General features: G+C 63.4%; 13 protein-coding genes, 1 tRNA gene and 1 pseudogene. 11 read left to right on the top strand and 4 right to left on the bottom strand.

Annotated features, from left to right (window positions below):
• The first annotated feature begins 420 nt into the window (after window positions 1-420).
• From P6U24_RS18355 to P6U24_RS18380, 6 genes are read left to right on the top strand one after another with little or no spacing between them, the layout of a single operon-like run.
• Window positions 421-1,848 (top strand): efflux transporter outer membrane subunit, encoded by a 1,428-nt coding sequence (locus tag P6U24_RS18355; protein ID WP_407160507.1) that lies wholly within the window; start codon window positions 421-423, stop codon window positions 1,846-1,848.
• Window positions 1,838-3,358 carry an efflux RND transporter periplasmic adaptor subunit gene (locus P6U24_RS18360; RefSeq protein WP_407153941.1) on the top strand — a complete coding sequence of 507 codons (1,521 nt, stop codon included), beginning with the start codon at window positions 1,838-1,840 and terminating at the stop codon, window positions 3,356-3,358. Before P6U24_RS18355 ends, P6U24_RS18360 begins: the two co-directional genes overlap by 11 nt.
• 36 nt (window positions 3,359-3,394) lie before the next feature.
• Window positions 3,395-6,547 (top strand): efflux RND transporter permease subunit, encoded by a 3,153-nt coding sequence (locus P6U24_RS18365; protein WP_407153942.1) that lies wholly within the window; start codon window positions 3,395-3,397, stop codon window positions 6,545-6,547.
• A complete protein-coding gene (locus P6U24_RS18370; RefSeq protein ID WP_407153943.1) occupies window positions 6,547-9,651 on the top strand; it encodes an efflux RND transporter permease subunit in 3,105 nt (1,034 codons plus the stop codon). The genes P6U24_RS18365 and P6U24_RS18370 overlap by 1 nt, the downstream gene beginning before the upstream one ends.
• 42 nt (window positions 9,652-9,693) lie before the next feature.
• Complete coding sequence (locus P6U24_RS18375) at window positions 9,694-10,431, top strand: tRNA-uridine aminocarboxypropyltransferase (RefSeq protein ID WP_407153944.1); 738 nt, start codon at window positions 9,694-9,696, stop codon at window positions 10,429-10,431.
• 50 nt (window positions 10,432-10,481) lie between these two features.
• On the top strand, window positions 10,482-10,658 hold the full coding sequence (locus tag P6U24_RS18380; protein WP_407153945.1) for a hypothetical protein: 177 nt from the start codon (window positions 10,482-10,484) through the stop codon (window positions 10,656-10,658).
• A gap of 88 nt (window positions 10,659-10,746) precedes the next feature.
• Here P6U24_RS18380 and P6U24_RS18385 read toward each other — a convergent pair.
• Window positions 10,747-10,820: transfer RNA gene (locus P6U24_RS18385), tRNA-Cys, on the bottom strand.
• A gap of 282 nt (window positions 10,821-11,102) precedes the next feature.
• On the opposite strand from P6U24_RS18385, the gene P6U24_RS18390 reads away from it, so the two are divergent.
• Window positions 11,103-11,684, top strand: a complete 582-nt coding sequence (locus P6U24_RS18390) for a ubiquinol-cytochrome c reductase iron-sulfur subunit (protein WP_407153946.1) — start codon at window positions 11,103-11,105, stop codon at window positions 11,682-11,684.
• A gap of 75 nt (window positions 11,685-11,759) precedes the next feature.
• Window positions 11,760-13,502 (top strand): methanol/ethanol family PQQ-dependent dehydrogenase, encoded by a 1,743-nt coding sequence (locus P6U24_RS18395; protein WP_407153947.1) that lies wholly within the window; start codon window positions 11,760-11,762, stop codon window positions 13,500-13,502.
• 70 nt (window positions 13,503-13,572) lie between these two features.
• Here P6U24_RS18395 and P6U24_RS18400 read toward each other — a convergent pair whose 3' ends face one another.
• From P6U24_RS18400 to P6U24_RS18410, 3 genes are all read right to left on the bottom strand, one after another.
• The gene (locus P6U24_RS18400) at window positions 13,573-13,758 is read right to left on the bottom strand and encodes a hypothetical protein (protein WP_407153948.1); all 186 of its coding nucleotides are present in this window, start codon (window positions 13,756-13,758) and stop codon (window positions 13,573-13,575) included.
• A gap of 283 nt (window positions 13,759-14,041) precedes the next feature.
• Complete coding sequence (locus P6U24_RS18405) at window positions 14,042-14,485, bottom strand: response regulator (protein ID WP_407153949.1); 444 nt, start codon at window positions 14,483-14,485, stop codon at window positions 14,042-14,044.
• Window positions 14,463-14,927, bottom strand: coding sequence for a response regulator (locus tag P6U24_RS18410; protein WP_407153950.1), 465 nt, complete (start codon window positions 14,925-14,927; stop codon window positions 14,463-14,465). The genes P6U24_RS18405 and P6U24_RS18410 overlap by 23 nt, the downstream gene beginning before the upstream one ends.
• Window positions 14,928-15,316: 389 nt before the next feature.
• On the opposite strand from P6U24_RS18410, the gene P6U24_RS18415 reads away from it, so the two are divergent.
• The 3 genes and pseudogenes from P6U24_RS18415 to P6U24_RS18425 all read left to right on the top strand — a co-directional run bounded on the left by P6U24_RS18415 (window position 15,317) and on the right by P6U24_RS18425 (window position 21,911).
• Window positions 15,317-15,466, top strand: a complete 150-nt coding sequence (locus P6U24_RS18415; RefSeq protein WP_407153951.1) for a hypothetical protein — start codon at window positions 15,317-15,319, stop codon at window positions 15,464-15,466.
• A gap of 528 nt (window positions 15,467-15,994) precedes the next feature.
• Window positions 15,995-16,354: pseudogene (locus P6U24_RS18420) on the top strand (calcium/proton exchanger); the annotation flags it as partial.
• 376 nt (window positions 16,355-16,730) lie between these two features.
• Window positions 16,731-21,911, top strand: coding sequence for a Calx-beta domain-containing protein (locus P6U24_RS18425; RefSeq protein ID WP_407153952.1), 5,181 nt, complete (start codon window positions 16,731-16,733; stop codon window positions 21,909-21,911).
• Window positions 21,912-22,079 lie beyond the last annotated feature (168 nt).

The raw sequence follows: 22,079 nt of genomic DNA on the forward strand, positions 1-22,079 counted from the left end.
TGCAGCTCAACGCGTGGCCGGAGCGACACACCGCCGACCTGGAGGACAGGCAAGAGATGAAATCTTGGTAAGATTTACAACGATTTCCGGCCCCCCGCGATTGCGGATAATTCGATAAAACACGGGAAATTTGCTGATTCTCCCGGGCCGGAACGCGCCTGACGGCGAGGCGAACCGCCCGGGACGAGGTGCCCGCAGGGCTGTCCGTCGGGTGGGCCGGCGGGTAGTATAGCGCCTTAAGAACTCGGGAAGCATCACACCGGTGACCAGCCAACAGATCGTCGGGGACGACAACAGCCGCGCGCGCCCACATCGAGGTGTGCGATCTGCGGCCGCGCGCCTGTCGCGCTGCGGAGCACGGCTGTGAGCATATGTGGCGACGTCCCCGCCGGCGACCGCCGGCGCGTCAGCTGTGCGGCCTTGCACCATGGCCTGCGCTGGTGTGTCGCAGTCGTGCTGGCGGCAAGCTCCGCGGGCTGTCTCCTGACCCAGGACATCCCGGATCCCGCGCTCGACATTCCCGGCCGCTACAAGGCGGCTGCGGGCGCCGATTGGGTGGCCCCGCCTGCGCTCGATTGGTGGCGCGGCTTCGGCTCGCGCCAGCTGACCGACTTGATGGAGGAGGCGCAGCGGGTCAATCTCGACATCGCAGCCGCCGTCGCCCGCTTCAAGCAGGCCGACGCGCTCGCGCGACAGGCAGGCGCCCCGCTGCTGCCGAGCCTCTCTACATCAGGCCAGGAGACCTATTCGCGGACCTCGGGGTCGAGCGCGAGCGGACTCTCGATCGGCGGCCGCGAGGTCGTCAACTACCAGGCATCGCTTGCTGCAAGCTATCAGCTCGATTTCTTCGGCCAGAACCGCGACGCGTTGCAGGCTGCAGAAGAAACCGCCATCGCCGACAGGTTCGATCGCGACGTCACCGCGCTGACGACGCTGACCAGCGTCGCCAATGCCTACTTCCAGGTGCTGGCATCGCAGGACCGCCTGCGCACCGCCGCGCGCAACATCGAAAGCGCGAGCCGCGTGCTCGACGCCATCAAGGAGCGCCAGAAGGCCGGCACCGGTACCGATCTGGACGTCGCCCAGCAGGAAAGCGTGCTGGCCAATCAAAGAGCCGCGGTGCCGCCGCTGCGCCAGACGCTCGACCAGAATCTCAACGCGCTCGCGGTGTTGGTGTCACGGCCGCCGGAGAGCATCCGGATCACGGGCGGCTCGCTCGAGCAGATCAGGATTCCACGCGTGACGCCAGGCCTGCCGTCGCAGCTACTGACCCAGCGGCCGGACATCCGCCGCCAGGAGGCGCAGCTGGCGTCGGCCACCGCCAACGTCGGCAGCGCCCGCGCGCAGTTCTTTCCCTCGATCCAGCTCACGGGGCAGGGCGGTTATCAAAGTTCGGCGCTGACCTCGCTGTTCCAGCCGCATGCCGCCTTCTTCAACCTGGCCGGCAGCCTGACTCAGCCGATCTTCGATGGTGGCAGGATCCTTGGGAATTTCGAGAACGCCAAGGCGAGGCAGGATGAGCTGCTGCAGACCTATCGCAAGACGGTGATCCAGTCGTTCACCGACGTCGACAATGCGCTGTATTCGATCAAGCAGACCACGCTCAAGCTCGAGTTGCAGCGCCAGGTGCTGGCGTCGTCGCGGCGCGCCTTTCAACTGTCGGAGCAGCAGTTGCGGGCCGGCACGGCCGACATCGTGACCGTGCTCAATACGCAATTGACGCTTTTCCAGGCGGAGGACGCATATTGGCAGGCGCAACTCGCGCGGCTGCAGGCGATCGTCAGTCTCTATCAGGCGCTGGGAGGCGGCTGGGAGCCGAAGGTGGAGAAACCAGTCGATGCTCTTTAAACCGGACGAGAAGGGCAAGGAAGCCAAGGCGAAGCGGCGCAGGGGCGTTGGTCGGCGCCTGGTGTCGACCACAATTGCGCTCCTGATCATCGGCGGCCTTGGCTATATCGGCTGGAACGCGCTGCAGCAGAAGCAAGGACAAGCTGGCAACCGCGGTGGTGCCGGTCGACCGGCCCTGCCGGTGCCCGTGCTGGCCGCGACGCCAACGATCAAGGACGTGCCGGTCTATCTCGATGGGGTCGGCTCGGTGCGCGCGCTGAACACGGTGACGGTGCGCTCGCAGGTCGACGGCAAGCTGATCGCGGTCAATTTCGTCGAGGGCCAGGACGTCAAGAAGGGCGACGTGCTCGCCGAGATCGATCCTGCGATCTACCAGGCGCAATATGACCAGGCGGTCGCCAAGAAGGCGCAGGACGAGGCGCTGCTCACCAACCAGAAGCTTGATCTGCAGCGCTACGAGCAGCTCGCGGCAACCAATGCCGGCTCGAAGCAACAGGCCGATACGCAGCGTGCGACCGTCGCCCAGCAGCAGGCGTTGATCAAGGCGGACCAGGCCGCGATCGACAACGCTCAGGCAACGCTGAGCTACACCAAGATCGTGGCGCCGCTCTCGGGCCGCGCCGGCCTGCGCCAGGTCGACCAGGGCAACATCATTCACGCGTCCGACGCCACCGGTCTCGTCATCATCACCCAGCTGCAGCCGATCGCGGTGCAATTCAGCCTGCCGCAGCAGCAGATCATGCGGGTCAATACGGCCGCAGCCAAGGGCGCGCTCGCCGTCGACGTGTTCGGCAATGATGGCGTGACTGTCATCGACACCGGCACGCTGAAGGGCATCGACAACCAGGTCGATCCGACCACCGGCACACTGAAGCTCAAGGCGGAATTTCCTAATAACAAATTCCAGCTCTGGCCAGGCCAGTTCGTCAATGTGCGGCTGAAGGTCGAGACTCTGTCCCAGGCGATCGTCGTGCCGACCTCCGCCGTGCAGCGCGGCCCGGCCGGCACCTTCAGCTACGTGATCGGCGACGATAACGTGGTGAAGGCGCAGCCGGTGACGGCGACGCAGCAGAACGAGACCGAGGCCGTGATCGCGAGCGGACTCTCGACTTCGGATCGCGTGGTGACGACCGGCTTTGCCAATCTCGCCGACGGCGCCAAGGTCATCATCGGGCGCGACGACCAGACGCCGCAGGCCGACCTTGCACCGCGCAAGCGCGGCCGCAATCCGCAGGTCAGAGATCAGAAGGATCAGGCCAAGGACCATCCTCCCGGGGATCACGCAGGAAACGGGCAGCCGCAAGGCGAGCCGGCTCAAGAGAGGCTAGGAGATGGTCAAGGCGGCAGGTCCTGGCAGGGCAAGAAGGACTGGCAAAGCGGACAGCAAGGCAAGGACGGCGAGCACCGCAGGCGATCGCGTGAGGGCGGCCAGGAGGGGCAAGGTCTCGGGCAGGGCGCCTCTCCGAGCTCCACCCCGAGTGATCAGTCCAGCGGCACTGCGAGGCCATAGCAATGAGCGGGACCAAGACCTGAGACGGATATCGCGATGAGCGTCTCCGAACCTTTCATCCGCCGTCCGATCGCGACCTCGCTGCTCGGCGTCGCGCTGCTGATCGGCGGCCTGCTCGGCTATGTCTCGCTGCCGGTCTCCGCGCTGCCGCAGGTCGACTTCCCGACCGTGCAGGTCACGACGCAATTGCCGGGCGCGAGCCCGGACGTGATCGCTTCGCTGATCACCGCGCCGCTGGAGCGGCAGCTCGGCCAGATCCCGTCGCTGTCGGCGATGAATTCGACCAGCTCGTTCGGCGTTAGCCAGATCTCGCTACAGTTCGATCTCGGCCGCGACATTGACGGCGCAACCCAGGACGTCCAGGCCGCGATCAACGCCGCCGCCGGCGTGCTGCCGAAGACGCTGCCCTATCCGCCAACCTATGCCAAGGTCAATCCAGCCGACGCGCCGGTCATGACGCTGGCGCTCACCTCGGACACGATCTCGTTGCGGGTGATGAGCGATCTCGCCGACACCATTTTGGCGCAACGGCTCAGCCAGGTTTCAGGTGTGGGGCGCGTCTCCGTGCTCGGCGGCCTGAAGCCAGCGGTGCGCGTGCAGGCCGATCTCGCCCGCCTTGCGGCCTACGGCATTGCGATGGAAGACCTGCGCAGTGCCATCGCCGGCGCCAACGTCTCCGGGCCGAAAGGCTCGCTGGATGGCGCGCAGCAGGCCTACACGATCACCGCCAACGACCAGATCGCCGCGGCCGACGCCTACAAGCCTGTTATCATCGCCTATCGCAACGGCTCCCCGGTGACGATCGGCGACGTCGCCACCATCGTCGACGGGCTGGAGAACGACCGCACCGGGGGCTGGTATCAAGGCACGCCGGCCGTCGTCATCGACATCCAGCGCCAGCCCGGAGCCAACGTCATCGAGGTGGTGCGCGAGATCCGCAATGAGATCCCGCGGTTGCAGCGCTCGATCCCGGCCGGCGTCAAGCTCAGCATCGTCAGCGACCGCACTGTCACCATCCGCGCCTCGGTACACGACGTGCAGTTCACGCTGGTGCTCAGCGTGGTGCTGGTGACGCTGGTGGTGCTGCTGTTTCTGCGCTCGCTGCGCGCCACCATCATCGCCGGCGTAGCGCTGCCGCTATCGCTGATCACGAGCTTCGGCGTGATGTATTTCGCCGGTTTCAGTCTCGACAATCTGTCGCTGATGGCGCTGACGATCGGGACCGGCTTCGTGGTCGATGATGCGATCGTCATGATCGAGAACATCGTCCGCCACATGGAGAATGGCGAGAGCGCGATGAACGCCTCGCTGCGCGGCGCCAGCGAGATCGGCTTCACGGTGATCTCGCTGACGGTGTCGCTGATCGCGGTCTTCATTCCGCTCTTGTTCATGTCCGGCCTGGTCGGCCGCATGTTCCGCGAGTTTGCACTGACGCTGACGATTGCGGTCGTGACCTCGGCAGTCGTGTCGCTGACCTTGACGCCGATGATGTGCTCGCGGCTGCTCAAGCACACCGGCGATGAATGGGTGGTGCCGGGGCTTGCTGCGATCAGCCGATTCATCGACCGGACGGTCAACGTCTATCACCGCAGCTTGCTCTGGGTGCTGGAGCGCCAGCGCGCCACCATGGTCGTCACCTTTGCGACGCTGATCGCGACGCTTGTGCTCTATGTGGTAGCGCCAAAGGGCTTTCTGCCGCTGCAGGATACGGGCTCGGTGACCGCCGTTACCGAGGCGGGGCCGGATGTCTCTTTTGCCGAGATGCAGAAGCGGCAGGGCGAGGCAGCGTCAGCGATCCAGTCCGATCCGGACGTGCTCGGGGTCGTCTCGGTGATCGGCGCCGGCTCCGTCAACCCGACCACCAATGTCGGCAAGCTGGTAATGACGTTGAAGCCGCTCGGCGAGCGGAAGGACGGCGTCGCCGTGGTCGTCGACCGGCTGAAGCAGAAGGTCGCGACCATTCCGGGGCTCGCCGTCTATTTCCAGCCGGTGCAGGACGTGCAGATCTCGACCCAATCGAGCCGCTCCCAATATCAGTACACACTGACTGGGACCGATGCCGCCGAGGTGTCGAAATGGGCCACCAGGCTGGTGGCGGAGATGCGGCAGAATCAGCTGTTCCGTGACGTCTCGTCCGAGGCGCAGGAAGGCGGCTTGCGCGCCGAGCTCAGCATCGATCGCCAGCGGGCCGGCCAGCTCGGCGTCAGCCTGCAGACCATCACCGACACGCTGAACGACGCCTTCGCGCAGCGGCAGATCTCGACCATCTACGGCCAGGCCAATCAGTACCGCGTGGTGCTGGAGGCGCTGCCGATGTATCAGCGCGATCCGTCGATCCTGTCCAAGCTCTATGTGCCGGGCGCGGCGGCAACGGTCGGCAGCCCGGCCGGGCAGGTACCGATCTCGGCGGTGGCGACGCTCAAGCGCACCACGGCGCCGCTTGCGATCTCGCATCAGGCCCAATTCCCGGCCGTGTCCCTGAGCTTCAATCTTGCGCCGGGAGCGGCGCTCGGCGAGGCGGTCGACGCCGTGAAGGCCATCGAGACCCGGATCGGCATGCCCGGTTCCATCGTCGGCATCTATGCAGGCGACGCCGCGGAGTTCTCGAAGTCATTGGCCGGGCAGCCCTGGCTGATACTGGCCGCCATCGTCACGATCTACATCGTGCTCGGCGTGCTCTACGAAAGCTACATCCACCCCATCACCATTCTCTCGACGCTGCCATCGGCCGGCGTCGGCGCCATCCTGGCGCTGATGCTGTGCGGGCAGGACCTCTCGGTGATCGGCCTGATCGGCATCATCCTGCTGATGGGCATCGTCAAGAAGAACGCGATCATGATGATCGACTTCGCGCTGGAGGCGGAGCGCAATGAGGGCCTGTCGCCGTATGACGCGATCGTGCAGGCATGCCTGTTGCGCTTCCGCCCGATCATGATGACGACGCTCGCCGCGTTGTTCGGTGCGCTGCCGCTGGCGATCGAGAGCGGCACCGGCTCCGAGCTCCGGTTTCCGCTCGGCATCTCCATCATCGGCGGCCTGCTGCTCAGCCAGCTCCTGACCCTCTACACCACGCCCGTGATCTATCTGGCGCTCGACCGCATCAACCGCGCCCTGGAGCATGCGATGCCTCCCGTCGGCCCCGAACTGCCGGAGCCCCCGGTCGCCGGCGCGACCGAGGGGATGCAGTGATGGCGTCGCTGTCCGAGCCGTTCATTCGCAGGCCGGTCGGCACCACGCTGCTCTCGATCGGGCTGTTCCTGGTCGGCATGGTGGCCTACGGATTCCTCCCCGTCGCGCCGGTCCCGAATGTCGACTTTCCCTCGATCTTCGTCTCCGCGGGCCGGCCCGGCGCCGACCCCTCAGTGATGGCCGCGACCGTCGCCGCGCCGCTCGAGCGCCGGCTCGGCGAGATCGCCGGCGTCAACCAGATCACCTCGACGAGTTCGCTCGGCCAGAGCAGCATCCAGATCCAGTTTGCGATAGGCCGCGATATCGACAAGGCGGCGCGCGACGTGCAGGCCGCGATCAACGCCGCGTTGGCGGATCTGCCGAGCGACCTGCCGTCGCTGCCGCGCTTCCGCAAGGCCAACAGCGCAGCCGCGCCGGTGTTCGTGCTGGCGCTGACCTCGAAGACGATCTCGGCCAGCGCGATCTACGACGTCGCCGATACCGTGCTGGCGCAGCGCCTGTTCCAGGTGCCCGGCGTCGGCAACGTCACGGTCAGCGGCGCTGACCAGCCGGCCGTGCGCATCTCGCTCAATCCAGTGGCGCTGGCGAATGCTGGGATTGCGACCGATGATGTGAGAACCGCGATCGTGAGCGCGAATCCGCTCGGCCCGGTCGGCATCTTCAACGGCGGCCGCCAGAGCGAGACGCTTGCCATCAACAAGCAGATGCGCAGCGCTGCGGAATTCCGCGACATCCTGATCAAGAGCTCGAACGGCAATTTCGTGCGCCTGTCCGATGTCGCCGAGGTCGAGGACTCCGTCCGCAATCTCCGCCAGGTCGCCTGGTTCAACAAGCAGCCGGCGGTGCTGATCCAAATCAGCAAGCAGGGCGATGCCAATGTGATCGAGACCGTCGACCGCGTGAAGGCACTGATCCCCGAGGTCAAGAAGCTGATCCCGGCCGGCGTCGAGATTTCCGTCCTGGTCGACCGCACCGGCACCATCCGCGCCTCGGTCGAGGACATGCAATGGACGCTGCTCGCGACCGCCGCGCTGGTCATGATCGTCGTGTTCGTGTTCCTGCGCCGCGTCGTGCCGACCATCGCGGCCGGCGTTTCGGTGCCGCTGGCGCTCGCCGGCACTTGTGCGGCGATGTGGCTCGCCGGCTTCTCGATCGACAATCTGTCGCTGATGGCGCTCGCGATCTCGGTCGGCTTCGTCGTCGACGATGCTATCGTGATGATCGAGAATATGTATCGCAACCTCGAGCACGGCATGCGGCCGTATCGCGCGGCGCTCGAAGGCGCGCGTCAAATCGGCTTTACTGTGCTATCGATCAGCCTGTCGCTGGTAGCCGCCTTCATTCCGCTGGTGTTCATGGATGGCGTGGTCGGCCGGCTGCTGCGGGAGTTCTCGCTGACGCTGACGTTTGCGATCGTGGTGTCGACGGTAGTGTCGCTGACGGTCACGCCGATGATCTGCGCGCAATACATCAAGGAGGCGACCTCGGACCGCGCCACCTGGTTCGACCGGCTGGTCGAAGGTGTGCTGTCGCGCATGGTCGCATTCTATTCCTGGACTTTGCGTGCCGTGCTCGACTTCCCCGTGCTGACCCTGCTCGTCTTCGTTGCCACCATTGCCCTGACGGTGACGCTCTACATCAAGACGCCGAAGGGCTATTTCCCGATCGACGATTCCGGTTTCGTGATCGGCGCCACGCGCGCCTCCGCCGACATCTCGTTCCAATCGATGCTCGGGCTTCAGCAGCGGCTTGCCGACATCGTGATGGCCGATCCGGCGGTCGCCGGGATCGGCTCGGTGATCGGCGGTGGCGGCGGGCCGGGCGGCGCGGCATCGAACCGCGGCACCATGTTCATTAGCCTGAAATCGCCGGAGGAGCGGGGCGGGCTGTCGACCCAGCTCGTGATCGACCGCCTCCGGCGCAATCTGTTTCCGGTGCCCGGCATCCGCCTGTTCATGTTTGCCGCCCAGGACGTGCGCGCCGGCGGCCGACAGAGCGATTCCGACTACCAGTACACGTTGACCAGCACCGATCTTGGACTGTTGCAGAAGTGGGCGCCTATCGTCGCCAAGCGCATGGAGACTGTGGAGGGGATCACCGACATCTCGAGCGATCGCGATCCCGGCGGGCTGCAACTGGCATTGACGATCGACCGCCAGAAAGCGTCGATGCTCGGCGTCCGCGTGCAGGACATCGACAATGCCTTGAACAATGCCTTCGCACAGCGGCAGGTCTCGATCGTCTATACCCAGCGCAACCAGTACATGACCGTGCTGGAGATCGATCCGAAATTCCAGGTCGATCCGTCCAACCTCGATCGCATCTATGTGGCGGGCACCGCGGGCACACAGGTGCCGCTGTCAGCGGTCGTGCATGCGCAGCGCGGCCTGTCGCCGCTCGCGGTGTTTCACTCGCAGTCGTTCCCGTCGACCACCGTGTCGTTCAACCTGCTGCCGGACGTGCCGCTGCAAGTCGCCACCACTAACATCCAGCGCGCGGTGGACGAGCTGCACATGCCGGAGGGCATCCGCGGCGGCTTCGACGGCAATGCCGGCGACGCCAACCGGACCAACGCGCGTCAGCCGCTCCTGATCTTGTTTGCGCTGATCGCGATGTATATCGTGCTGGGCGTGCTCTATGAGAGCCTTGCCCATCCGCTCACGATCATCTCGACGCTGCCGTCCGCAGGCCTCGGTGCGCTGCTCGCATTGCAGGTCACCGATACACCGCTGACCATCATCGCCTTTGTCGGCATTATCCTGTTGATCGGCATCGTCAAGAAAAACGGAATCATGATGGTGGACTTCGCCCTGGAGGCGGAGCGCCAGCATGGTCTGTCGTCGCGAGAGGCGATCTTCGAGGCCTGCCGGGCCAGGTTCCGGCCGATCCTGATGACGACGATGGCCGCGCTATTCGCCGGCATTCCGCTGGTCATCGCGACCGGGCCCGGCACGGAGCTGCGCCGGCCGCTCGGCATCACCATCATTGGCGGGCTGTTCGTCTCGCAGATCCTGACGCTCTACACCACGCCCGTGATCTATCTCCTGATCGACAGGCTGCGCCGCCGCTCTGAGCCCGAGCCGCTGGCCGCGCCCGCGGAGTGATCGGCCATTGTCGCGAGGAGTGGCGACGCGTATAGCCGGACCATGTCCGAACACCCCGCCACGTCGCATGTTGAAGATGCGATCGCTGATTGTCCCCGTTGCCAGAAGCCGCAGCCGCTCTGCATCTGCGACAGCGTCACGCCGGTCGAAAGCCGCATCAAGCTTCTGATCCTGCAGCATCCGCAGGAGCAGGACAGGGCGCTCGGCACCGCGCGGCTGGCGGCGCAGCACTTCAAGGATGCCGTGGTGCGGGTCGGCCTCTCCTGGCCAAGCCTCGCCAAGGCGCTCGGCCGGCCGGTCGCGGATCCCTCGCGTTGGGCCATCCTCTATCTCGGCTCGGCGAAGGCTGCCGACCTCGATCCACAAAGCGAGGTGATTGCGCTGACGCGCAAGGGCGAGGCGGCAGACAATCAGCGCGCCATCTTGAAATCGGTCGCGGGGATCATCCTGCTGGACGGCACCTGGAGCCAGGCCAAGGCGCTGTGGTGGCGCAATCCATGGATGCTCAAATGCCAGCGCGTGATCTTGGGACCGCGTCGCCCATCGCGTTATGGCCATCTGCGCCGCGAGCCGCGTCGCGATGGGCTGTCGACCATCGAGGCCGCCGGCATGCTGCTCGGGGCGCTGGAGCAGCGGCCCGATATCGCCGCAACGCTCGATGCCAGTTTCGAGCGGATGCTGGCGCGCTACCGCGAGGTGGAACGCAGCCATCCCGAACTGACGCCACGGCCGAAACCCCGTCGGAACCAGGATCGGCGGCGCTCAAGATCATCGTTTTAGGAACAACCGGTACGCTTCTTGCTCTGCAGCAGGACAGAGGATGCGAGCTCATGCAGGAAGCTGAAAAATCAAACGTGGTGCAGATCAGGGATTTCGCCCACCTGCGCGGTCGTGCCGCGCATCTCGATCGCCCGCGAGCGACCCTGTCGATCACCCAGCGCAGCGACGCACCGGTTCCGCGGCCGCACGCGCTCTATCCCGGCGGAATCGACGACTTGCCCGTGTGATGCGCGGGAACCTTTTTTTCAACGCCGACAGCTCACGCCGCAGCGCGGCAATGCACGTCATATCTCAATGATTTCAGTGGGTTGAAAATGGAGGCCACGACCAGAATTGAACTGGTGTAAACGGTTTTGCAGACCGCTGCGTAACCACTCCGCCACGTGGCCCCACTGGCGGCGACCAATATAGACGATCAATGGGTTAGGCAACCGTCCTCGGGCCGGGCCACCACAAATTTCCAAAGCTCGAGTCCTCCAGTTTGGTTGCGAGCCCCCTCCGCGAATCTTCGCAACGCAGCGCGGTTCTGCTTCATTGCACAAACGAAAGTTGCAGAAGATGGTGGCGTTCGCCTTGTTTTGGTCAGGTTGTGCCGCTGATATGACACGATGTCGGCGTGCAGTGCAAAAGACCCGAACAAGACAGGGCAAATGCCTTCCGACGCGGCGGACTTGTCCACACGTCCAACACGTCGCGCCTTGATGCTTGGCACGCTCTGCGCAGCGAGCTGCCTCTCCATGGCCGCGGCAGCCGCCGAGGAGGAGCGTCCCGGCAGCGACAAGCGGCCGCAGCAGCGCGACCTCCTGGTCGTCGCGGAGGGCGAGCGCGAGGGTGAGCTGATCAAGCCGGAGGATCTCAAGCTCGGCGGGCCGCCGCTGTTCGCCTGGCCGAAGGACCCTGAGAGCGCGGTGATTCGCGACGGGTCACGCTTGAACGAGTTGCTTGTCGTCAGGCTTGCGCCCGAGGAACTCGACGAAGCAACGCGGCCGCGCGCTGCCGATGGCATCGTCGCCTATTCGGCAATTTGCACCCATGCCGGTTGTCCCGTCACCGCCTGGATGAAGGCGACCGAGGGTGAGCAAGAGGTCTTCAAATGCATGTGCCACAATTCCGAATATGATCCGCGCCACTCGGCACAGGTCGTGTTCGGCCCCGCGCCACGACGTCTCGCAGCGCTGCCGCTGGCGATCGTCGATGGCTCACTCGTCGTTGCCGGGACCTTCGTCGGAAAGGTAGGTGCCCAGCAGGGATGACGCGGTCACGCGCCCGTATCGAACTTTCGCACCGTTCAGAAAAACAATCGAAGCGAAACAGGGGAGGTTGCGTCCATGACCATCAAGCACATCACCATCAAGCAATGGCTGCTATCGAGCACCGTCGCATTCACATGCCTTGTCGCACCAGCGGCCATCGCCGGCACCATCGACAATTACAGCCCGGTGACCGCGTCCCGCCTGGAGAACCCGGAACCGGGCAACTGGATGCTCTATCGTCGGACCTATGACGGGCAGGGCTACAGTCCGCTGAGTCAGATCGACACCACCAACGTCAAGAACCTGGTGCCGGTATGGACTTTCGCGACCGGCGTGATCGAGGGGCACGAGGCGCCGCCGATCGTCAATAACGGCGTCATGTTCATCGCCACGCCGATGGGACAGGTGATCGCGCTCGATGCCAAAACCGGCGAGCAATATTGGCGCTACAAGCGCGAGCTGCCGGACGACCTGTTCCAGCTGCATCCGACCAGCCGCGGCGTCGGATTGTGGCAGGACAAAGTCTATCTCGCCACGACCGACGATCATGTCGTCGCCCTCGACGCCAAGACCGGCAAGGTGGTCTGGGACAAGAAGGTCCAAGATTACAAGAAGGGCCAATATCTGACGCTGATGCCGCTCATCGTCGACGGCAAGGTGATCGTCGGCGGCTCCGGCGGCGAGTTCGGCGTACGCGGCTACGTGGTCGCGTTCGATGCCAATGATGGCAAGGAGTTGTGGCGCACCTTTACGATTCCCGGCGAAGGCGAGCCGGGCCACGACACCTGGAGCGGCGACGATTGGAAGCAGGGCGGCGGCTCGGCCTGGATGACCGGGACTTATGACAAGGACACCAAGACCATCTATTGGGGCGTCGGCAATGCCGCGCCATGGCCCGGCTCGATCCATCCCGGCGACAATCTCTACACCAGTTCGGTGATCGCGCTCGATCCCGCCAATGGCAAGATCAAAGCCTATCACCAGTACCACCAGAATGATTCCTGGGACTGGGACGAGGTCGATGCGCCGATGCTTGTCGATCTGCAGCGCGACGGCCGCAGCTTCAAGAGCCTGATTCACCCAGGACGCGACGCAATCTTCTGGGTGCTGGAGCGCACGCCCGAGCGCATCAACTATGTCGCGGGCTGGCCCTTCGTCTATACCGACGTCTGGAAGGGCATCGAGCCGGAGAGCGGTCGGCCAATCGTCGATCCCGAGCACAAGCCAACGCTGGGCAAACGGATCGAATTCTGTCCGTCGCTTTGGGGTGGCAAGGACTGGCCGTCTGCGGCCTATAGCCAGAAGACCGGACTGGTCTACGTCCCCGCCAACGAGAACTTCTGCGGTGGGTTCACCGGCGAGAAGACGCCACTTGTTCCCGGTCAACTCTGGCTTGGCACCAAGGCCGAAGACATCGGTCTGTCGGTGCGGCCCGGTGCTGATCATTTCGGCGAGCTGCAGGCCTGGGATCCTGCGACCGGCAAGAAGGTCTGGTCGCACAACTTCCCCAAGTCACAACTGTTCGGTTCGGTGACGGCGACGGCAGGAGACCTCGTGCTTGCTGGCGGCACCAATGACCGCATGTTCCGAATATTCAACGCCAAGACGGGCGAAGTGCTGTGGGAGATGAAGACGAACTCGGGCATCATGGCCATGCCCATCGCCTACGAGGTTGATGGGGTCGAATACATCGCGGTGCAATCAGGATGGGGCGTCGACGCCCAGCGCATTCAGGACGCGCTGTCGAAGGATAATGTCGGCATCGAGGACAACGTCCCGCAAGGCGGCGTTGTCTGGGTCTTCGCGGTCAAGAAATAGAAGCGGAGGATTGCGGCTCGCAGCGAGTTCCGGACGTGACATGCGCAGGTCACGTCCGGACAACATGAGATCAACATGCTGCGTGCCAGCCATCCGGAAACGGAATCAACGGCCAGCACGTCGCCTGGTTGTCGTTTGCCGCCTTGGGCGGAGCGACAAAGGCGGGAAAGAGACGGACCATCAAATCCTCCTGCGGCTCCGGCTCCAGCGCGGTGCGCACAACATCAAGCAATAACTCGAACTCAACTTCACTCATGGTGCCCTCGTGGCGCTTCGCGCGCGCACGGTCGCAAAACACTTCTGTGTACCAATTGAGCGAATCGCTCGAATTGTAGCGATCCGGGATCAGCGACCGGATTGGTTAACGGCTGCTTTCAATCCCGCGCGGACCGTAGGGACAGGAGACGGCGGGAACGTGTGGGAAAGATCACAATTTCAGGGAAATATTCTCGGCGCAGCTTTGGTCGGCACCAGACATGCGGCCGTGCTGCCGCATGTTACCGCCAAAACGGCTCGTCATCCGTGAAAGGCAAGCGGTGTCAGGTCGCCGAAAGGCTGCCGTGGTTCCTGCGGGCCGCTGCCAAGTCCGTCCGTTGCGGAATGTCTTCTCGGGGGATGATGTCCGAGATGAGCTGCAGCAGATCCTTCGGCTTGAACGGCTTGGGGAGGTGGTGGACATCTTGCACCTTGACCGGCATGTCAAGAAGATCCGGCGCACCGCGCCCGGATTCCAGCACCATGCCCGACATCATCACGATCGGCATCTCGGGCTTGGCTGCACGTGCAGCCCGGATCACCTCATTGCCGTCAATATTTGCCAGATTGAGATCGATCAGGGCCGCTGCATAGTCGCCGCACGCTACGGCTTCGCGCGCAGCCCGGCCATCGGTCATGGCAGTCACGGCATAACCGTGCTTGGCCAGCAGATGTTGAATGACGCAACAGACGCCAATCTCGTCGTCAACGACCAGTATTCTTGTCATGATGCCTTCCGAACGGACGAAGAGCCGCTGCTATGTTGCGGAGCCCCGGTGAGCAGTCGCTGGCGGCCCTCGACTGCGCGGTCAACGGCCTCGAGCAGGTCCAGGATATCGAATGGTTTCTGCAGGGCAGCCGTCGCACCGAGCTTGATCGCCATGCCGAGGAAATCAGGTGCGCCTTGCCGGCGATCGGTGAAGGCGTATCCCGAATGCCGACGAATGGAACGGTCGGATCGATCTTGATCAGCTCACGAATGGTCGCGAGACCATCCATCCCCGGCATGAACATATCGATCACGACGGCGTCGAAGGATACGCTGCCAAGCAGTCGAATGCCCGTCGGCCCGTCCGGCGCCAGGAATACCCCGAACTTCTTCTTCTTGAGCAGCATTTCCAGCGCAGCGCGCGTCGCTTGATCGTCGTCGATGATCAGGACTGTCGGCATCGGCAACCTCAGTGTCAGTCAGACTGAAGGACGCGCACGCAACCGAACTCCATGGGAACTCAACGCCGCCGAGACTCAAGAGTTACAGCCGCAACATAATTGCAGACTGAATCAGATTTTTCTTGTTTGCAACCGGGAGTTTTTCCAGCGGCGGTCGCAAAATTTTCGTGATTCGTCGCCGACGAACTAATGAGCCGATGAGTAGGGGGATGCTGCTTTGCACCGCACGATGCAAATGGAACTACGTAAACCGTTCTCGCTGTACTGCGTTTGCGCCAAACGATGCACATGTTGGACGCGCATGAGATCTTCCAGCGGCGAGATCATCGGAGCAGCCAAGATCGCACGTGACATGACCGAGCAGAGCCGACGGGAGCGGCTGTCACAGGATGGAAGCGGTCGGGCTGATGACCGGCGGCGTCGGCCATGGCTTCAACGACCTGCTTCTCTTGATGATGATTCATGCCGAAGTGCTGCGCGGCCCCGCGATCATGAAGTCGTTGAGCCGCGGGAGCTGCTGTCGCCGCTCGGGTACGTAATCGACGACTCGCCCTTTTCTACAGGACCGACCAACATGACAGCTTGCGCGCTATTCCGAGCATTACCTGCAGCGGGTCTGGCGCACCGTCGGCTATTCGACCCGCCTGACCGAGCTGCTGCACGAGTTCCCCGGCAGGATCCGTATCGGCGCGAGCTGCAGCTCGCCGAGCTCGACTACATTCATTCCTCGCGCGCGGCCCAGACTGCGATCGCCGAACGGTATGTCGGAATGCCCTACGAGCCGATCTAGTCTGCAGTTCAGAGTTGCCCGATCGCGTGCAGCTGATCGATCAAGAAACGCGCGGCGAGCGACGGCGCGCTGGCGCCACGCTGCAGCACACCGATCAGCCGGCGCGTTTCCGGCAGCGCGAAGGCAGCACCGCCAGCGCCTCGGTCGCGATCTCATGATGATAGAGATGGGCCGATACGGCCGTGATCATGTCGCTGCCGAGCAGGATGCCGCAATCCGGTCGATCCCGATCTCCGGCGTCACTATGACGAGGCGGCCAAGATCATGGCCGTAGCGATCGCAACAAGCAGCTGCGAAAACCGCTGATGCGATAGGTGGACTACTCAACGCGACTTTGGGAAATCTGACGGAACTGATCATCGCGGTCGCCGCGCTCCAGTCGGGGGAATACATGCTGGTGAAAGCGTCGATCGCGGGCGCTATCGTAACCAATGCGCTTTTCATGCTCGGCGGAGCCTTCTTGCTTGGCGGACTCCGGCATCGCGTTCAGGAATACAATCGGGCTGGAGGAAGGCTGTATTCGGGACTGCTCCTGATGGCCACGATCGCCCTTCTCGCGCCGGCGGCAGTGGCAGACCTCGATCTTGCGGTGGGCGGAGCGATAACGCAGAAGCTCAGCGCGAGCCTCGCCGTATTGCGGGCAGCGTACTGCCGAGCCGCAATTCTGTTGCGCGATGAGACCATCGTAGGCGTGGGAAGCTGCGATCCAACTTGCTTCCGGACTCCCGAATCCCGCTTGTACTCCCCGTAACGGAGTTTGGTCCTGACGGCAGATATGCCGGCTGATTGATCCAAGGTACGCAGGACCCAGCCGAGGCCCAGCGCAACGATATCCAGCGCGAGCAAATTCATCGATTTAGGACCGCATGGAAATTAGGAGGTAATCCCACGTTGCGCGTGAGCGAGAGCACGGGCGGGCTTAGACTGTCCATTCAGGTCCTGTCCCATTTGATACCGCAATCTTTGTCGCATGTTGCATTAGACCCGCTCTCTTTTCCCCCGAGGTTAGGATCGTGGCAAATATCACCGGCACCGAACTTGACGATACTCTCACTGGCACCGCAGGAGACGACACCATCTCGGGGCTCGGCGGGCGGGATCACCTTTACGGTGGTGCCGGGAACGATACGCTGCTGGGCGGGGCCGGTGACGACTCCCTGCACGGTGATGCTGGCGCCGATACCATGTTTGGCGGGGCCGGCAACGACGACTATTATGTCGACGATGTCAACGATGTCTGCAGCGAGACGACGGTAGCCGGCGTCGACGACGGCGGGACCAACGACAGGGTTTACAGCACCGTCAGCTATACCTTGAGCCCATTCATCGAGCGGCTGGTGCTGCTCGAATCCGCCGCCGCCATCAGCGCCACGGGCAACGCCCAGGCCAACTCGATCGTCGGCAACTCGAACGCCAACATCATCAACGGTGGTGGCGGCAAGGATACGCTCACCGGCGGCGCAGGCGCCGATACCTTCGTGCTCGGCCCGGCCAATGCGGCCAACACCGTCACCATCACGGATTTCGCGGCCGAGGACAGGTTTGGCATCACCGCCAGCGACTACGGGCTGACCCAGGGCAACGGCCTCGTCGACAATGGCTCCGGGACGCTCGTGCTGGATCCGACCTGGTTCGCCACTGTGACCGGGACGCAGGGCACGGTCGCTGGCCACGGCCAATTTCTGTACAATGCCACCACGCTTTCAGTGATGTGGGACCCGGACGGCTCCGGTCCTTCCGCTGGGATCGCAATCGCGAAGCTGCAGGCGGGTGCCGTCGTCAACGCTGGCAACTTCGCGATTTCCGGGGGCACCGGCAACCCGGTCGTCGGCAACATCTCGATCAACGACGTCAACATCACCGAGGGTAATTCCGGGACCTCGCTTGCCACCTTCACGGTCACGCGGAGCGGCGGAACCGCGGCCTTCGCCGTCAACTATGCCACCGCGGACGGCACGGCAACGGCGGGCAGCGACTATGTCGGGCAACCGACGGGCACGTTGAGCTTCGCCGCCGGCGATCTCACCAAGACCATTTCGGTCACCATCAATGGCGACACGACCGTCGAACCGGATGAGACGTTCTTCGTCAACCTGTCCGGTGCGACCAATGGCGGCACCATCACCAAGAGCCAGGGCGTCGGGACCATCGCCAACGACGACGCCGCGGCAGGCGTCGGCAACATCTCGGTCAACGACGTCAGCATCACCGAGGGCAACTCTGGAACCAAGGTCGCTACCTTCACGGTCACGCGGAGCGGCGGTACCGCCGCCTTCGCCGTCAACTATGCCACCGCGGACGGCACGGCAACGGCCGGCAGCGACTATGTCGCCCAGCCAACCAGCACGTTGAGCTTCGCCGCCGGCGATCTCACCAAGACCATTTCGGTGACCATCAATGGCGACACGACCGTCGAACCCGATGAGACGTTCTTCGTCAACCTGTCCGGTGCGACCAACGGCGGCACCATCACCAAGAGCCAGGGCGTCGGCACCATCACCAACGACGACGCCGCGGCGGGCGTCGGCAACATCTCGGTCAACGACGTCAGCATCACCGAAGGCAACTCTGGAACCAAGGTCGCTACCTTCACGGTCACGCGGAGCGGCGGTACCGCCGCCTTCGCCGTCAACTATGCCACTGCGGACGGCACGGCAACGGCCGGCAGCGACTATGTCGCCCAGCCAACCAACACGTTGAGCTTCGCCGCCGGCGATCTCACCAAGACCATTTCGGTGACCATCAATGGCGACACGACCGTCGAACCGGATGAGACGTTCTTCGTCAACCTGTCCGGCGCGACGAACGGCGGCACTATCACCAAGAGCCAGGGCGTCGGTACCATCACCAATGACGACACCGCGGGTGGCGCAAACATTACCGGCACCGAGCTTGACGATACTCTCAATGGCACCGCGGGAGACGACACCATCTCGGGTCTCGGCGGGCGGGATCACCTTAACGGTGGTGCCGGGAACGATACGCTGCTGGGCGGGGCCGGTGACGACTCCCTGCACGGTGATGCTGGCGCCGACACCATGTTCGGCGGATCCGGCAACGACGACTATTTTGTCGACAATGTGAACGACATCGTCAGCGAGACGACGGTAGCTGGCGTCGATGACGGCGGCACCAACGACAGGGTTTACAGCACCGTCAGCTATACCTTGAGCCCATTCCTCGAGCGGCTGGTGCTGCTCGAATCCGCCGCCGCCATCAGCGCCACGGGCAACGCCCAGGCCAACTCGATCGTCGGCAACTCGAACGCCAACATCATCAACGGTGGTGGCGGCAAGGATACGCTCACCGGCGGCGCAGGCGCCGATACCTTCGTGCTCGGCCCGGCCAATGCGGCCAACACCGTCACCATCACGGATTTCGCGGCCGAGGACAGGTTTGGCATCACCGCCAGCGACTACGGGCTGACCCAGGGCAACGGCCTCGTCGACAATGGCTCCGGGACGCTCGTGCTGGATCCGACCTGGTTCGCCACTGTGACCGGGACGCAGGGCACGGTCGCTGGCCACGGCCAATTTCTGTACAATGCCACCACGCTTTCAGTGATGTGGGACCCGGACGGCTCCGGTCCTTCCGCTGGGATCGCAATCGCGAAGCTGCAGGCGGGTGCCGTCGTCAACGCTGGCAACTTCGCGATTTCCGGGGGCACCGGCAACCCGGTCGTCGGCAACATCTCGATCAACGACGTCAGCATCACCGAGGGTAACTCGGGGACCTCGATTGCCACCTTCACGGTCACGCGGAGCGGCGGTACCGCCGCCTTCGCCGTCAACTATGCCACCGCGGACGGCACGGCAACGGCTGGCAGCGACTATGTCGGGCAGCCGACGGGCACGTTGAGCTTCGCCGCCGGCGATCTCACCAAGACCATTTCGGTGACCATCAATGGCGACACGACCGTCGAACCGGATGAGACGTTCTTCGTCAACCTGTCCGGTGCGACCAATGGCGGCACCATCACCAAGAGCCAGGGCGTCGGGACCATCGCCAACGACGACGCCGCGGCAGGCGTCGGCAACATCTCGGTCAACGACGTCAGCATCACCGAGGGCAACTCTGGAACCAAGGTCGCTACCTTCACGGTCACGCGGAGCGGCGGTACCGCCGCCTTCGCCGTCAACTATGCCACCGCGGACGGCACGGCAACGGCCGGCAGCGACTATGTCGCCCAGCCAACCAGCACGTTGAGCTTCGCCGCCGGCGATCTCACCAAGACCATTTCGGTGACCATCAATGGCGACACGACCGTCGAACCCGATGAGACGTTCTTCGTCAACCTGTCCGGTGCGACCAACGGCGGCACCATCACCAAGAGCCAGGGCGTCGGCACCATCACCAACGACGATACCGGACCAGTCGTCGGCAACATCTCGATCAACGACGTCACAATCACCGAGGGTAACTCTGGAACCAAGGTCGCTACCTTCACGGTCAGCCATACCGGCAGCGCAGCCTTTTCCGTGAATTACGCCACCGCGAACAGCACAGCAACGGCGGGCACGACCAGCCCCGCCGACTACGTGGCGACCTCAGGCACCCTCAACTTCGCTGCCGGCACGTCGACCCAGACGGTGTCAGTGACCATCAATGGCGACACGGTCTACGAGCCCAACGAGACATTTTTCGTCAACCTGTCGGGTGCGACCAACGGCGGCACCATCACCAAGAGCGCGGGTCTCGGTACCATTGCCAACGACGATACGGCACCAGCGGGACCAGCCGTCGTTGCGGTTCACGACATGACCGCGGTCGCCAGTGGAATTGGCAGTTGGGATCCATCGGGGCTGGCATACGACCCGGCGACCAAAACCCTGTATCTTGTCGACTCGGAGGTCGACGAGGTCACCCCGGCCAGTCCAGTCAACATGTGGGCGCTGAACCTCGATGGCACGCTCAAGCCGAACGGGTCGTTCAGCCTCTACGGCTACACGAGCGAGCCGTCCGGCGTTGCGTTCGACCCGTCCACCGGAAAAATGTACATCACCGATGACGATGTGTTCACCGTGTCCGTCGCCAACGTCGCCAATCCGTCAGTCAAACTCGCGCAGTTCCAAACCAAACCCCTTGGCGGCGACGATCCCGAGGACATTTCGGTCAATCCGGTCAACGGCCACCTGTACATTGCCAACGGCTCCGACATCGCTCATCCCATGATCATCGAGACCGACAACAGCGGCACGCAGGTTATCAGCACTATCCCGTTGCCGGCGGTCATCAAGGATCCAGAGGCAATCGTTTACGATGTCGCCCATGACGTGTTCTTTGTCGGCATCGAGAACGGCCACGATATCTGGATGGTCGACCACAACGGAAACATCCTGAACGACATCAACATTTTCGCCGACTACCGCAATCCCGCCAACAACGGCAGCGTCAATCTTAAGGGATTGACCCTTGCTCCAAGCAGCGACCCTAACGACGATCCGTCGGTGCTGAACCTTTACGCCGCCGACTTTGGGCAGTCGCATGTCAACGATGGCCGGTTGTTCGAGATCTCGAACCCATTCTTTTGGAATCACCCGGCGCCGGTCATCGCGACCAACAATCTAACCACCGTTCAAAATCCCGACGGATCAATGACACTGTCGGGCTTGCAAGTTACTGATGCGGATCCTCTTTCTTCTTCCCAGGCCTTCAGCATTGCGGCGACTACCGGAGCCGGTGGCAGCAGTATAACGCCTCCAACGAGCTCAGGCTCGTTGACAAGTATTAACAATGTCCTCGCGACAGGGGTGACGTATCACCCCGGAGGCACGCCACCGTTGACTGACAAAGTGACTCTTACCGTTACGGACAATTTCGGCGCGGCCGATACCGAAAACTTTGTCTTCGCTCGGCCTAGCGCGGGGCCCAACATCACGCTCCAAGGTACATCCGGCAAGGACGTCATTTTGGCGACCAGTAGTCAGGACACCCTTACCGGCGCAGCCGCGCAGGACCAGTTCGTGTTCACGCCGACTTCAGGTCCATCGGTGCAGCACACGATAACCGATTTTCAGGTCGGCTTGGACAAGATCGATGTCAGGCAATTCAGCAATATTTCGGCCTCAGCTCTTCCGAGCGAAACTCAGCAAGGCAGCGACACGCTGATCACGCTCGATGGTAATGACACGCTGTTACTGAAAAACGTAGCTGTCGCAAGTCTGCACGGCAGCGATTTCATCGTCCACGCTTAGGTAGTCGGAGCCCAGTTCGGAAAACATCGAGCCAGCCGGTGCGGCCAAAGCGTGTTACCGAGGAGGCGATCTATTCCACGCCGGAATTCGCGGGTCGGTCACAAATGTACGTTGAACCATCAGAATAGGCCATGTTCACCATGCGACAGGTGATTGTGGATGCGCCGG

The sequence above is a fragment of the Bradyrhizobium sp. STM 3557 genome (assembly GCF_045571465.1).
In the GTDB taxonomy this organism is placed as follows: domain Bacteria; phylum Pseudomonadota; class Alphaproteobacteria; order Rhizobiales; family Xanthobacteraceae; genus Bradyrhizobium.